This window comes from Cobetia sp. 2AS (genome assembly GCF_029846355.1).
Classification (GTDB): Bacteria; Pseudomonadota; Gammaproteobacteria; order Pseudomonadales; family Halomonadaceae; genus Cobetia; species Cobetia amphilecti.
This window is the reverse complement of record NZ_JARWKQ010000001.1, coordinates 914,326-928,558: the sequence shown is the minus strand read 5'-3', so window position 1 is coordinate 928,558 and position 14,233 is coordinate 914,326. Positions and strand designations below refer to the sequence as shown.

At 62.6% G+C, this 14,233-nt stretch carries 11 protein-coding genes; 2 read left to right on the top strand and 9 right to left on the bottom strand.

Annotated elements, in window-relative coordinates; translation table 11 throughout:
* Positions 1-152: 152 nt before the first annotated feature.
* Positions 153-548, bottom strand: coding sequence for an RcnB family protein (locus QD356_RS03925; RefSeq protein WP_192838052.1), 396 nt, complete (start codon positions 546-548; stop codon positions 153-155).
* An 805-nt stretch (positions 549-1,353) separates the two neighbouring features.
* Here QD356_RS03925 and QD356_RS03920 point away from each other — a divergent pair.
* Positions 1,354-3,114 carry a hypothetical protein gene (locus QD356_RS03920; protein ID WP_131431814.1) on the top strand — a complete coding sequence of 587 codons (1,761 nt, stop codon included), beginning with the start codon at positions 1,354-1,356 and terminating at the stop codon, positions 3,112-3,114.
* Positions 3,115-3,254: 140 nt separating this feature from the next.
* Positions 3,255-4,736, top strand: coding sequence for a mannitol dehydrogenase family protein (locus QD356_RS03915; protein ID WP_192838051.1), 1,482 nt, complete (start codon positions 3,255-3,257; stop codon positions 4,734-4,736).
* A 117-nt stretch (positions 4,737-4,853) separates the two neighbouring features.
* Here the strand turns inward: QD356_RS03915 and QD356_RS03910 are convergent, their stop codons facing one another.
* From QD356_RS03910 to QD356_RS03875, 8 genes are all read right to left on the bottom strand, one after another.
* Positions 4,854-5,750, bottom strand: a complete 897-nt coding sequence (locus QD356_RS03910; protein ID WP_192838050.1) for a drug/metabolite transporter — start codon at positions 5,748-5,750, stop codon at positions 4,854-4,856.
* Positions 5,751-6,102: 352 nt separating this feature from the next.
* Positions 6,103-6,921, bottom strand: a complete 819-nt coding sequence (phnX, locus tag QD356_RS03905; RefSeq protein ID WP_192838049.1) for a phosphonoacetaldehyde hydrolase — start codon at positions 6,919-6,921, stop codon at positions 6,103-6,105.
* A 13-nt stretch (positions 6,922-6,934) separates the two neighbouring features.
* Positions 6,935-8,074: a 2-aminoethylphosphonate--pyruvate transaminase gene (locus tag QD356_RS03900; RefSeq protein ID WP_192838048.1), complete on the bottom strand. Its 1,140-nt coding sequence runs from the start codon at positions 8,072-8,074 to the stop codon at positions 6,935-6,937.
* Between the two features lie 49 nt (positions 8,075-8,123).
* Positions 8,124-9,815, bottom strand: coding sequence for a putative 2-aminoethylphosphonate ABC transporter permease subunit (locus QD356_RS03895; protein WP_192838047.1), 1,692 nt, complete (start codon positions 9,813-9,815; stop codon positions 8,124-8,126).
* Complete coding sequence (locus QD356_RS03890) at positions 9,812-11,035, bottom strand: putative 2-aminoethylphosphonate ABC transporter ATP-binding protein (RefSeq protein ID WP_192838046.1); 1,224 nt, start codon at positions 11,033-11,035, stop codon at positions 9,812-9,814. Before QD356_RS03890 ends, QD356_RS03895 begins: the two co-directional genes overlap by 4 nt.
* A gap of 62 nt (positions 11,036-11,097) precedes the next feature.
* Positions 11,098-12,144, bottom strand: coding sequence for a putative 2-aminoethylphosphonate ABC transporter substrate-binding protein (locus QD356_RS03885; protein ID WP_131431808.1), 1,047 nt, complete (start codon positions 12,142-12,144; stop codon positions 11,098-11,100).
* Positions 12,145-12,289: 145 nt separating this feature from the next.
* Positions 12,290-13,003 (bottom strand): UTRA domain-containing protein, encoded by a 714-nt coding sequence (locus QD356_RS03880; RefSeq protein WP_192838045.1) that lies wholly within the window; start codon positions 13,001-13,003, stop codon positions 12,290-12,292.
* A gap of 333 nt (positions 13,004-13,336) precedes the next feature.
* Positions 13,337-13,969 carry an antibiotic biosynthesis monooxygenase gene (locus QD356_RS03875; protein ID WP_192838044.1) on the bottom strand — a complete coding sequence of 211 codons (633 nt, stop codon included), beginning with the start codon at positions 13,967-13,969 and terminating at the stop codon, positions 13,337-13,339.
* Positions 13,970-14,233 lie beyond the last annotated feature (264 nt).

Below are 14,233 nucleotides of genomic sequence, written 5' to 3'. Positions count from 1 at the left end.
GGTGCTCAGTATCGGCAGGCGTGAGGTTGGCAGCACCGAAGACAACGCCGATGACAATGCGACAAGAGATACCTTCATACAAAAACGGCCGCCCAGGGGCGGCCGTTTTTCTTCATGCAGTTGTGACTTTCCACGGTGTGCTGACTGCTTTATCAGCGATTGAGAATGATGGCCGTGATCGCGCCACCCGCCACCGCCGCCAGCACATAGCGCCCATCGATGTTCAGCCAACGATGCCCGCACGGCGGTTTGGAGAGGTGACGATGGTGCCAGTCCTTCACCCAGTAGCGGCTGTCGGAGTAGTAATGACGCGGCAGGTGATCGCCACGGCGCCACTGGTGATGGCGTCGCGCCTCATGACGGCGGCGTTCATGATGACGCTGCTGCTTGTGGTGCTTCTTGTGCTGTTTACCGTGATGGCCGCGGTCGTGGTGGCCATGCCCACGGTCATGATGCCCGTGGCCTCTATCGTGCGGTCCTGCCTGAGCCAGCGGGGCTCCCAGCAGCGTGAATATCATCATCAGAATGGTCAGTGTGCGCGTTCGCATGGCTGGCCTCCTCGCCTTGCCCCGTCGCCAATCAAGCGCCGGGAGTCATGTTGGGGGCTTCCTGGTTAGGAAACAGTGTTGCGCAACCTTAGCGAGAACTGGGGAACGCCGCAAGATGTCTCATTTTTCTCGTTCTTTGTCGTTATTTCATGCACTTTCCGTCGCATTGTGCCGAAACCGATGTCGCCACTGACCAACACCCACCTTTATATGTCGCCACCTCTATAGCGCTCTCTATAGCGCTCTCTCGCAGCGACCCGACTTTCGCTGCCCTCTCCGCTGCCCTTTCCGCTGCCCTCGCCGCTGCCCCATTTCCCCCTTCGACTCCCGGGCCTCGATCAGGAGACTGCTGAGGCATGGCAAGAAAGCGACGATGCCTGGTACGCCGATCGCACCACATCGGTGCAAGACTACCCTCAGAGTTGTGAGATATCTGGCCCTGGATCGTTGGCCGTTTTAGCCAGGACACAATGCTTCAGGCGCCGAACGGGGTGTGAGAACGGAAAAATTCATTTTGCTGAATCGTGTCATTGAATCGAGACACCCCCGCGCAATCCCAGATTTCATGCGGCCTTCAGCGCCTTCCTCACTTCCATAGTCATGATCACTCGAGGTCATAGCCCAAAGTTCAAGCACGCGGGCTTTGCGTTTTGATGACCATTCACCGATCATTTGCACCACACCTGAGTCATTTGATCGATAATAGACGATCTACCCTCGTCATCGCCGACAGGATCGCCAAGGCGGCTGCGTGACATCTCGGGTAGGAGCAGCAAGACAAGCCGTAAAAAAACAGGAGCCAATCATGGCCAGTACTGCGCCAGATTTGGATCGGCAGATCGCCCATATGGACGATGAGCTACTGCCGGTGCCACGTCATAAACTGCACCGGTGGCCGCACTTTGCCGGTCTCTATGCCGCCGAGCACGTTGCCGCGACCGAGTTCGTCATCGGTGCCACCTTCGTGGCGCTCGGTGCCGGTATCTGGGATATCCTGCTGGGCCTGCTGATCGGTAATGGCCTCGCAGTGCTCAGCTTCTGGTTGATCACGACGCCAATCGCGATCGAGACCCGTCTGAGCCTCTTCACCTATCTTCACCGTATTGCCGGTGATTCGATGTCACGGCTCTACAATTGGGCCAACGTGGTCATATTCACCGCCATATCGGCGGCCATGATTACCGTTTCCGCCACGGCGGTCAGGCTGCTGTTCGACATCCCGGCCCAGACCCAGGCCTATCCCACCAGCTTCGAGTTCATTCTGCTGGCACTGGCCGTGGCGGCCATCGTGGTACTGGTCGCGGTCTATGGCTTCAACGCCCTGACCGAATTCGCCAGCATCTGTGCCCCGTGGCTGATGCTGATGTTCACCGTCGGCGGCATGGTTCTGCTGCCGGAACTGGCGGAGTCCGTCACTGGTGAAACCAGCCTGAACAGTTTCTCGAGTTTCATTGATGTCGCCGGCAGTACCGTCTTCACCGGGATCAACTCCCAGGGCGAAGCAGGCATCGGCATCTGGGAAGTCATCGGCTTCTCCTGGGCGGCCAATACCTTCTCCCACTTCGGTCTGATCGACATGGCGCTGCTGCGCTATGCCAAGCGCATGCGCTCCGGCCTTGCGACCAGCACCGGCATGATGTTCGGCCACTACGTCGCCTGGATCTCCGCCGGTCTGATGGGCGCGGCCACCGCAGCCGTCGCCGGTATCAGCATCGATGTGCTGGAACCGGGCGAAGTGGCGTTGCACGCCCTTGGCGCCGCTGGCTTCGTTATCGTGGTCGTCGCAGGCTGGACCACCGCCAACGCCAACCTGTACCGCGCGGGCCTTGCCGCCCAGTCGGCCATGCCGAACCTGTCGCGTAACAAGGCGACGCTGGCCGTGGGTATCTGCGTTGCCGTGCTCAGCTGCTTCCCGTTCGTCTATCGCAGCATGCTGCCGCTGCTGACCTATGCGGGTCTGGTGCTGGTACCGGTCGGCGGGATCATCTTCGCTGAGCATCACCTGTTCCCGAAACTCGGCTTCAGCCGTTACTGGGCGCGCTACAAGGGCGTGAAGCACAACACGCCGGCACTGGCGACCTGGGCGCTGTCACTGATCTTCGGCTTTGGCCTCGAGATGGTCGACGTGATCCCGTTCTACTACCTGTTCCTGCCGACCTGGTTCGTCTCCATCATCCTCTACACCCTGATGGCCAGATCTGCCGGTGCAGCCGACTCCTACCCGAAAGCCGAAGCGGCCGAGCGGGAATTCCAGGAGCGTGTCGAAGCCCTGCACGCCAAGCAGGCCGAGACCACCAACCACGCACCGGTCAAGGACACTTCGGGTCTGACCAAGGCCATCAAGGCCGTCTGGATGGTGCTGGGCCTGGCGGTGCCGATGGTCCTCGCGCTGCGCGTGCTGTTCGGCAGCCCGGACCTGGCCAGCTACGAAGCGAATCGTGAGTTGTTCTATGACGTGACCATCTGGTCGACGATCATCTACTTCATCTTCGCGTACTGGGAGCTGCAGCGCAGCAAGGCGCTGTTCAACAAGCAGTCCCCCAAGCAAGCAGCCACCGCTAGCTGAGTCGGCAGGGGCTCGCCCCCTGCCATGCCAGCGGCGAAGGAAGCCTGAATCACACGGGTGACCTTCGCCGCTGGCCGTTACGACCTACCCTTTCTTTACCCATCTCGACTCGACCGCGACACGCGGCAGGAGACCTCCCCATGACCCGTCTCTCCAATGCCAGTCTGACTCAGCTGGACGCCAAGGTAGCCACTCCGAACTATGATCGCACTGCGGTCAGCGCCGGTATCGTCCACTTCGGCGTGGGCGGTTTCCATCGTGCGCACCAGGCCATGTATCTCGACGAGCTGATGAATCAGGGCAAGGCGCTGGACTGGGGCATCGTCGGCGTCGGCGTGATGCCGGGTGACCGCCGCATGCAGGAAGCCCTGGCCTCGCAGGACCACCTCTACACCGTGGTACTCAAGCACCCGGACGGCAACTATGAGCCGCGCGTGGTGGGTTCCATCATCGATTACCGCTTTGCCCCGGACTCCCCGGATGCCGTCATCGAGCTGATGGCTGACCCGGCGATCCGCATCGTCTCGCTGACCGTCACCGAAGGTGGCTACAACTTCCACCCGGTCACCGGCGAATTCAACCTCGAGAACGCCGACGTCCAGCACGACCTGGCCAACCCGGGGGAAGCCAAGACCAGCTTCGGCCTGATCACCGAAGCCCTGGCACGTCGTCGCGAGCGTGGCGTCGCCCCGTTCACCGTCATGTCCTGTGACAACATCGAAGGCAACGGCAACGTCGCTCACAAGATGTTCACTGCCTACGCGCGTGCACGTGATGCAGAACTGGCAGCATGGATCGAAGCCGAAGTGCCCTTCCCCAACTCCATGGTCGACCGCATCACGCCGGTGACCACGCCGGCTGACATCGAAGAGCTGTCCTCTCGTTTCGGCGTGGAAGACGCCTGGCCGGTGGTCTGCGAGCCCTTCACCCAGTGGGTGCTGGAAGACCACTTCGCCAATGGCCGCCCGGCCTTTGAAGATGCCGGCGTGCAGCCGGTGGAAGATGTCGAGCCCTATGAGCTGATGAAGCTGCGTCTGCTCAACGCCGGTCACCAGGCGCTGTGCTACTTCGGCTATCTGGCCGGCTATCGCTACGCCCATGAAGCCTGCAACGACCCGCTGATCGTCGACTTCCTGCTCGGCTACATGAACGAGGAAGCTCGCCCGACGCTGGCCCAGCTGCCGGGTATCGATCTCGACGCCCATTGCCGCACGCTGATCGAGCGTTTCGCCAACCCGGAAGTCAAGGACACCCTCGCGCGTCTGTGCGCCGAGACCTCCGACCGCATTCCGAAGTTCCTGATCCCGGTGGCACACGCACAGCTCAAGACCGACGGCGAACTGCGTCGTACCGCAGCCGTCGTGGCCAGTTGGGCACGTTATGCAGAAGGCGTGGATGAGCAAGGCGAGACCATCGACGTGGTCGATCCGCTGAAGGACGAGCTGATGGAGCGTGCCAGCTGTCAGCGCGAAGAGCCGACTGCCTTCCTGGACAACCGTGAACTGTTCGGTGATCTGGTCGACCAGCCGCGCTTCCGCGACGCCTACCTGGCAGCGCTGAAGAGCCTGCACGACAACGGCGCGCGCGCCACGCTGGAAATGCTGGTGGCAGACGCCAAGTAAGCATGGCGGTGAAGGGGTTCACGACAACGTGATGCCCCGCCAGCGCCCGCAGAAAGACAAAAGCGAGACAGGCAGCCGCCTGTCTCGCTTTTTTTGTGCCTCATGCCACGCCTTTCCTCACACCAGCGCAACGGTCCACAACCCCGCCAGCATGATGACGATGCCGATCCACTTGGCGATTGCCGCTCGCTCGCGCAACCAGAGCACCCCGAGCATCACGCCTAGCGGGATCGACAGTTGACGCATCGCCACGACGAGGCTGACCTCCGCCGTCAGCGTCATGGCAACCAGCACCAGCCCGTAGGTCGCCATCACCATCACGCCGGTCAGCACCATGCTGCCCCGCTCCCCCCGCCATAGCGCGGGCAGGCGGCGACGCTCTGCCGGCAGCAACATCACCAGCAGCGCGCCCCAGACGACGGTCATGATGGCCTGCAACACCAGAAAGACAGCGCCCGCCGAGGTGGGCGAGTAGCCGACACTCACCATGATATCGAGCGCCTGCTTGTCGATCAGCGAATAGCCGGTGGTGCCGACTGCTGCCAGCAGCGCGAACCCCAGTGCCGGGGTCAGATAGGTCGAGGGGCGCAGGCCCTGCGGACTGCTCAAGGGCAGCACCAACGCGCCGAGCACGATCAGCCCCATGCCGACCAGATCCAACGCCGTAAGTGCCTGACTGCCCAGCAGACTCAGCGACACCAGCGGCACCAGCACCACCGGCAAGGCCCGCGCGATGGGATACAGCACACTGACCTCGCCGCGCGCATAGGCCCAGGCAAGTCCGCCCATGTAGAGCACCTGACAGAGTCCGGTGGCCACCAGCCAGCCCCAGAACTCACCGGGCAGCACGGCAAACGACGGCCCCAGCCCCAGCAGCGGCGCAAAGATCAGCGCTCCACTGGCCATGGCCAGCATGAAGAAGGCCAGCGACGGCGCCCGCCCCTTGCCGAGCAGATTCCAGCCGGCATGCAGACAGACCGAGATCAGGATGAGTCCCAGCGCCAGTGGGCTCAAGAGGCACTCACGGCAATCGTGTGGGCTTGAACTTGAGCTTGAGCTTGAACATGAGATTGGGCCTGAACATGAAATTGGGCTTGAGAGTGAGCTTGCCCGTGCATGGGGACAGGCATGCGGACGGGCATGCGGAAATTACGGGCTTTCAGGGCAACCAGGCGGCAATCGCCAATGAGCATATGTCCTTACCTTTTGCGAGAAGACGCCAGCCTCAAGGCCTTGTGCAAGGACCCGAGGCTGGCGCCTGAAGGGGTGGAGTGAAGTGGTGGGGTGAAATGGTAGATCAAGGTGGCGAGCGAGGTGACAGGTAGTGCAGCATCAGGCCTGGCGTCGCCACCCCGTCACCAGGCTGTCAGGGGCGCTCACCGCGCGCCAGACGCGCCTCGATCTCGCGGATCACCTCGGGCAGCTGCGCGATGGTATCGATCATGAAGTGCGGACCGGACGGCGCGAACTGGGCTTCGATGGCGCTGCGCCTTTCGTTGAGCTCTGCCTCTGACAGGGCCATGAACGCCGCGTGATCGAGCCCCATGGCGTTGCCGGAGCAGGTCAACGCGACTGTCCACATGCCGGCACTGCGACCTTCCAGCAGCCCCGGCGCCGTGTCATCCACCTTCACACAGGCCGCCACGTCAGTGATGCCCAGCGCGATGACATTGGCCAGAGACTGCGCCGGAGAGGGTCGCCCCTTGGGCACCTCATCGGTGGCCACGACATGATCCACCACCAGCCCATTGCCCTTGCCCCGTGCGACCACCTGCTCGAGCACCTCGCGGGGGTAGCCGGAGCAGGAGCCGATCTTGATACCCTTGTCGCGCAACCCGTTGATGACCTCCAGCGCACCGGGAATCAGTGCGGAGTGCGCTCCGATCTTGTCGATCTGCAGCGGCATGAAGCGCTCATAAAGCGCCGTGACATCGGCATCACTGGGGGCGTGGCCACAGGCTGCCTCGAAACGGGCCGCGATCGCAGGGTCATCACACAGGGTGCGGATGTGTTCCCATTTGCCCATGCCCATCGGGCCGCGCGCCTCTTCCAGACTGATGGCCACGCCGATTTCCGCGAAGGCCTCGACGAAGATCTGGGTCGGCGCGAAGGAGCCGAAATCCACCAGGGTGCCGGCCCAATCGAAGATGGCAGCCTGCAGACGATCCGGGGTGTGATATTGCATGACAGTTCTCCAGTCAGTTGAGTGCGACAGCGTCAGCGCACGGGTGGGCATCGTCGACACCCAGGGTGGCCAGCGCGTCATCCACGGCGGCCAGAAGTTGATCCATCACGCGGACATCCAGCTGTCCGATGCTGCCGATGCGGAAGCTCTCCACGTCGGTGAGCTTGCCCGGGTAGATGATGAAGCCACGTGCCTTGAGCTCGGCGTAGAAACGTGAAAAGTCGAAGTCCGGGTGTGCCGGGCTCAGGAAGGTGGTGATGATGGGCGACAGCCAGGCATCGTCGAGCAGGGTCGTGAAGCCGCGCTGACGCATGCCTGCCACCAGTCGCTGCATGTTGGCGCGATACCGGGCGTGGCGGCCCGCGACGCCGCCCTCCTCGGCGTGTTCCTTCAGCGCCTGGTGAAACGCCGCCACCACGTGAGTCGGCGGGGTATAACGCCATTGGCCGGTGCGCTTGAGGTACTGCCATTGATCGTGCAGGTCCAGTGACAGCGAGTGACTACGCCCCTGTGCCGCCTGCAGCGCATCACGCCGGGCGATCACGAAGCCGAACCCCGGCACCCCCTCGAAGCATTTGTTGGCCGAGGAGATCAGCGCCAGAAACGGAATACGTTGCGCATCGATCTCCAGCGCCCCGAAGCCACTCATCGAATCGAGGATCAGCTCACGACCGTGTGCTGCCACCACCTCGGCGATGTCCGCCACCGGATTGAGCATCCCGGAGCTTGTCTCGCAGTGAATCATGGCGACATGGCCAATCTCGGGCCTTTCCGCGAGTCTGTCGGCCACGGCCTTGGCACACGGCGCCTCGGCATCGCCCCATGCCAGCACGTCGCAGTCACGCCCCATGCGGGTCAGCAGACTGACCAGCCGCTTGCCATAGGCGCCATTGACCAGCACCAGCGTCGTACTCGTCGGCTCGATCAGACTGCCCAGCGCCGCCTCGACCGCGAAGGTACCGCTGCCCTGCATCGGCACGCACTCATGGTGCTCACTGGCATTGGCACAGCGGAGCAACTGCTGGCAGATCTCGGCGGTCTTGGTGTTGAAGTCCTGATCCCAGGAGCCCCAGTCCTTCATCATGGCGGCCTTGACGCTCGCACTGGTGGTCAAGGGACCGGGAGTCAGCAGGTACGGATGTTGAATGCTCATTGGTATATACCAGTTAATTTGCACAAAAAAAAGACGGCCAACGGCGTAATCAAGTCGCCTGTCGCCAGCGTTGGGCACGGGTCAACAGCAGATGACTGACCACCGCATGCAGCAGCTTGACGCCCAGACAGGTGAAGAAGATCAGCACTGCCATGGCGGCCGCGCTGGCGAAGTGCCCGGCTTCGTCGAGATGCATCACCGCGATGGAGGCCAGTCGGGTATCGCTGTTGTAGAGAAATACCACTGCCGAGACGGTCGTCATCGCGTTCATGAACAGATAGGCCGAGATATCCAGCACTGACGGCAGAGACACCGGCAAGGTGATGCGGCAGAAGGTCTTCCAGAACGGCACCTTGAGTGAGGCACCGACCGCCTCGAATTCCCCATCAAGCTGCTTGAGCGCAGTCACCGAGGTCAGGTGGCAGACGGTATAGAAATGCACCAGGGTGTTGAGCACCAGAATCGCGAAGGTGCCGTAGATCCAGTTCAGCGGGTTGTCGGCCTGGTTGAAGTAGAAGATGTAGGACAGACCCAGCACCATGCCCGGCACTGCCATCGGCATCATCGCCATGAAGTGTAGCCCCTGGCGCAGCGGGCGATAGCCCTGACTCTTCTCGGTCAGCCAGGCGTTGAAGAAGATGACCAGCGTGCCGATCAAGGTGACCCAGAAGGCCAGCGTCAGCGAGTTGAGCCACGCGTTCCAGCCACCACCCGCCAGCGCCTTGAAGGCGTAGTGATCGAGGGTCAGGCTCAGGTTGTAGGGCCAGAACTGCACGAGCGAGGCGTAGATGGCGGTACCGATCACGGCCAGAATCGCGGCGGCCACGCCGTAGCAGAGCAGCGTGAAGACCCAGTCACGCAGCGGGCTTGGCGTCGGCTGCCAGGGCACGGCGCGCGCCGAGAGCTGCGCGACCTGACGGCGCTGGATCCAGCGGTCCACCGCGAAGGACAGCAAGGCCGGCAACAGCAGGATGACGCTGACCACCGCGCCCATCTGGAAGTTCTGCTGCCCCACCACCTGACGATAGACATCGGTGGCCAGCACACTGAACTGCCCGCCGATGATCTTCGGCACGCCGAAATCGGTGATCGCCAGCGTGAAGGCCACGAACGCACAGGAGATGATGCCGTAGCGCGCGCCCGGCAAGGTGATGGTCAGAAAGCTGCGCCATTTGGGCGTTCCCAGCGCATCCGCGGCTTCATAGAGACGGGCATCGCTGTTGCTGAGCGCCGTCATCATGATCATCAGCGCATGCGGGAAGATCCAGAAGGTCATGCCCATCACGATGCCGATGGGGCCGTAGATGCTCTCCCCCAGCAGCACATCCTTGAACCAGCCCTGATTGCCGAACAGATACACCAGACTGATGGCTGGCAGCAGTGACGGAGCCAGTAGCGGCAGGATGGACAGCATGCGGAAGACGCGCTTGCCCGGCATGCAGGTTCGGGTGATGCCGTACGCGCACAGGAACGCCAGACTCACCACCGTCAGGGTACTGATCAACGCGATGCTGACGGAATTGATGATCGAGCCGACCAGCGCCGGCGTCTGCACATAGCGCGCGAAGTTGGCCAGGCCGACGAAGTCGCCGCTGCGGTCCTGCACGCTCTTGATCAGCATGGTGGCGAGCGGCAACAGCAGCCCGATGACCAGCAGCGCCAGGGCCAGCAGCAACATCAACAGACGCAAGCCGGACTCGCCTGACAGCCGACCCGGCAAGGGCAATGCGCGCGCCATCATGCCTGCGCCTCCACCAGCGGATACAGGCGGATCGCCTCGGACGGCAGACGCACACCCACCCGGGCACCGACCCGCACGCCCAGTGACTCACTGTCCTTGAGCGCCACATCCGCCGACAGTGTCTGCCCACAGCCCTCAAGCGTCAGAGTGATACGCAGGAAGGCGCCGAGAAACTCGACGTGATCCACCTGCGCCGACAACCCCTCACCCACTGCGCACAACGAGACGGCTTCCGGGCGAATGGCCAGACGCGCCTGATCCAGGCCTTCCAGATCATGCGCCGCGCATTCCAGTCGCTGCTGCCCCAGACGCAAAGTACTGGCGTTTTCGGGACAGCATTGCAGGAAGTTCATGCTGCCGATGAATTCGGCCACGAAGGCGCTCGCCGGCTGACGGTAGATCTCGGCGGGAGTGCCGATCTGCTCGATCACACCATGGTTCATCACCACGATGCGGTCCGCCATGGCCAGGGCCTCTTCCTGGTCGTGGGTCACCATGATGGTGGTGACGCCCAGCCGTGCCTGCAGTGCCTTGATCTGACTGCGCAGATGCAGGCGTACGCGCGCATCCAGTGCTGAAAGCGGCTCATCGAGCAACAGCAGCCCCGGCTCGGTCGCCAGCGCCCGCGCCAGTGCCACGCGTTGCTGCTGGCCCCCGGACAGGGCCGCCGGATACTTGCCTTCACTGCCGGCCAGGTCCACCAGGGTGAGCAGCTCCGTCACGCGACGACGCATCGCATCACGCGCATCGCGCCGATTGCGCAGCCCATAGGCCACGTTGTCGAACACGGTGAGATTGGGGAACAGCGCATAGGACTGGAAGACGATGCCGAAGTCGCGCGCCTGCGGCGGCAGTCGCGAGATGTCCTGGCCGCGCTGGTGGATGGTGCCTTCGCTCTGCGGCGCAAGCCCGGCGATGGCGCGCAGCAAGGTGGTCTTGCCACAGCCGGAGGGGCCGAGGAAGCACACGAACTCGCCTTCGCGGATCGCAAGGTCGATCTCGCTCAGGGCCGTGAACTGGCCATAGCGCTTGGTGAGGCCGCTGATCTTGAGGTGAATGCTGTCTGACGACGCAGAACGCGTGGTGAGTGCCTGAGGCGCTGCGTCACGCGCAGGCGCCCGGGCTGCAGGGGCGGATACCGCGCGCGGCGAGGCGCCGGCAGTCGATGGCGGCGCTTGACGCGAGGCGTGATGACGCGGGGGTGCGGTCACAAGAGACATGCGAGAAACTCCCGACCCCGGCGCAAGGCGCCGGGGCAATGACGAAGGTGGCTGGGCGTGACTTACTGACTGTCGGACTTGCCGTCGTAACGGCGCTGCCATTCGGCGAGCACTGCATCCCGCTGGTTGGCCGCCTTGGCAAAGTCAGCCTCGATCATCATCTCGGTGATATTGGCCGGATAATGCTCGATCGGCTTGGCCACCCCCGGATAGGCCACGACCGCATAGCCTTCGTTGTAGAGTTCATTGGCCGGCTTGGACACAGCCCAATCCATCAGCGTCTGCGCCGCCTCACGCTTGTCGGTGCCCTTCATGATCGCCGCGGCTTCCATGTCCCAGCCCAGCCCTTCCTCGGGGAAGACCAGGTCCACCGGTGCGCCCTGTGCCTTGAGGCGCGCGCCTCGGAAGGCGAAGGACACCCCGACCACGGCCTCGCCGGAACCGGCCAGGTTGCAGGGCGCGGAGCCTGAGTGGGTGTAGCGGGCAATGTTGTCGTGCAGGCGGTCCATGTACTCCCAGCCGCCCTCGTCACCCCACAGCTGCAACCAGCTGGCGACATCCAGATAACCGGTACCGGAAGAACTCGGGTTGGGCATGATCACGTGGCCCTTGAACTCGGGACGCGTGAGGTCTTCCCAGGACGTCGGCTTGGGCACTCCCAGTCGCTCACCTTCGACGGTGTTGTAGCAGAGCGAGGCGACCCAGGCGTCCATCCCGACCCAGGACGGGTCCTGGCCATCACGGTAGGCGGGGTCGACGAACTTGGTATCCAGCGCCTCGACTCCCTTGGGGGCATAACGCGACAGCATGCCTTCCTTCTCGAGCACCAGCAGGCTGGTCGCGGCCAGGCCCCACACCACATCCGCCTGCGGGTTGTCCTTCTCGGCAAGCAATCGTGCGGTGATCACGCCCGTGGAGTCGCGTACCCATTTGATGTCGATATCCGGGTGCGCCTGCTGGAAGCGCTCGGCATATTTCTGCAGATCATCGGACTCCACCGCGGTATAGACGGTGAGCTCGGTGGCCGCCTGGGCATTGAGGGAAACGACCAGACCAACGGCACTGGCCAGCAAGGAACGGGTGAGGAAGGAACGGGTCAAGAAGGACATCGGGACTCTCCAACGCTTGGAATGAATGGCTCTCGCCATCTGGTATATACCAAGAGTATGGGCGGGCCGAATGACACCCCCGTGACAGTCAGTTGAAACCCCAGTGAAACAGTGTTACCTCATATAGTGTCCCTGCAGCGCTGGCTCAGGGCTTGTTCTTGAGCGTGACGGTGATGCACAGCGCGTTGTGCAGCCAGCGCTCTTCGTCATAGCCGATGGGACGATGCTGCTCATCGAAGGTAGCGCGACGTACGGTCAGACCGGGGCTGCCCATGGCGACTCCCAGCTCCCGGGCGGCCTGCTCCCCCAGCGACTCGGAGTAGAAGCGCAGCTCACGGTGGGCCAGCGTCAGGCCGTAGCGCCCGCGCAGCTCCGCCCACAGTGACACCCCGAACTGGCCCTCCTCGAGCAGTCCCGGGGCGCGCTCCGGCACCACCCACATCGACTCGCTGAGCACGGCGCGCTCATCCACGAAACGCCGGCGGCGAATAAGATAGAGCGGTGTCTGGGCCGCCAGGCCAAGCGCTTGCGCAGCCGGTGGGTGGGCCTGAAGATCGGTCAGCAGCACTTCCGTGCGTGGGCGCCGCCCCTGCGCCGTCACATAGTCATTGAAGCCGGAGTCACGCGTGGGGTCGTAATCCAGCCGCGGCGGCGACACGAACCACCCACGCCGATTGCTGCGATGAATGCGCCCTTCCCCCTCCAGCTGCCCCAACGCCTGACGCAACGTCACGCGCGTGGTGTCAAAGCGCTCGGCCAGCACGCGTTCAGAAGGCAATCGCCCCTCTTCAAAGGCATCAGGGTCCTTCAGCTGTTCGCGCAGGCGATCGGTAAGGTGGAGGTAATACGCATCACTCATGACGGGGAGTCCTGACCAAAGATGAAGAGGGTTGCCACTACCGGGTAATAACACGGCGCCGCTTGCCCCGCCGGCGAAGAAAATGCCCGGGACTCTGCGCCGCCAAACGGCTGGATGCTCCAGAAACTATCACATTCGCGTGACTCGCACTGGCCTGCCAGCTTACGTGCAGGTGGCGCTGCAGGATTTCATGACAGCCGCCTGGTTGAGCTCACAGGCGTGGAGGGCGGTGGGATGGCACGCTGATGTTCAAGGGGGGTGAACGCACAATGCGCAGCCTCTAAGGGCCGCGCATTGAATGGGCAAACAGGAAACGAATGAGCGGCGGAGAACTCAGAACTCGCTGACGATATTCAGGTACTGCTGCATGTCCCCGACCATGGCCTGCTCCAACAGCTTGCCTGTCTCGATGGCATAGGGCTGCTGGAAGTGAATGTCCCACAGGTCTGACTCCGTGCGCCAATGCTCGTATATCACCAGCGTGTCGTCCTGCCCGTCGATGGTATACAGATCAAACACGAGATTGCCCGGCTCCTCACTGCGCGTCTTCGCCACATGCGTGGTGAATTGTTGCAGCAACCGAGCGCGATATTCTTCCTTGATCTTGAAGATGAAGAAGATACTAAATACCTCATCTTCCGGCTGCACGTGCCTGGGGTTCGTCTCATGCAATGGCGCCGGGTCAGTATCGTTCAAGGGCATCACCTCGAATGGCGATGCCAACGCCGTGTCAGCCAGTTTCAGCAGGGCTTGCGCGTAGGGCTGATTCACATGTGCCTGATGCGCTTCGGTGCTTGCCCAGCGCTCGTAGGCGAAGATGGTGGTGGGAGAATCCTTGGCCGCGAAGAAACGCATTTCCAGCATCCCCGGTTCAGCCGCTGAGCCCAGCTTGTTGTCAGCCAAGGCCTGCTTGAAGGTATCGAGTTGTTCGGGCTTGACGTCAAATTTCACGATCAAGGTGAGCATGGAGATGCCCCTTATAGTCAATGGTTGTCATCGGCCCAACGGCAAGACCTGCTGCGTCACGTGGCAGCAGCTCTGTCTTGGGAAGTGACTGACACTATCTTTCGCTGCCTGGCTGAAAAACCCGCGGCACGGAGAAAGACTTTCAATGAAACCTTGAACGTGAATTTAGCCCCCTCCACAGCAATGCGGCGCTTGAAACATGAGCCCGCGGCACTCACGCAGATCCAGAACGAAAAATCCCGCAGCCAAGGCTACGGGATCATC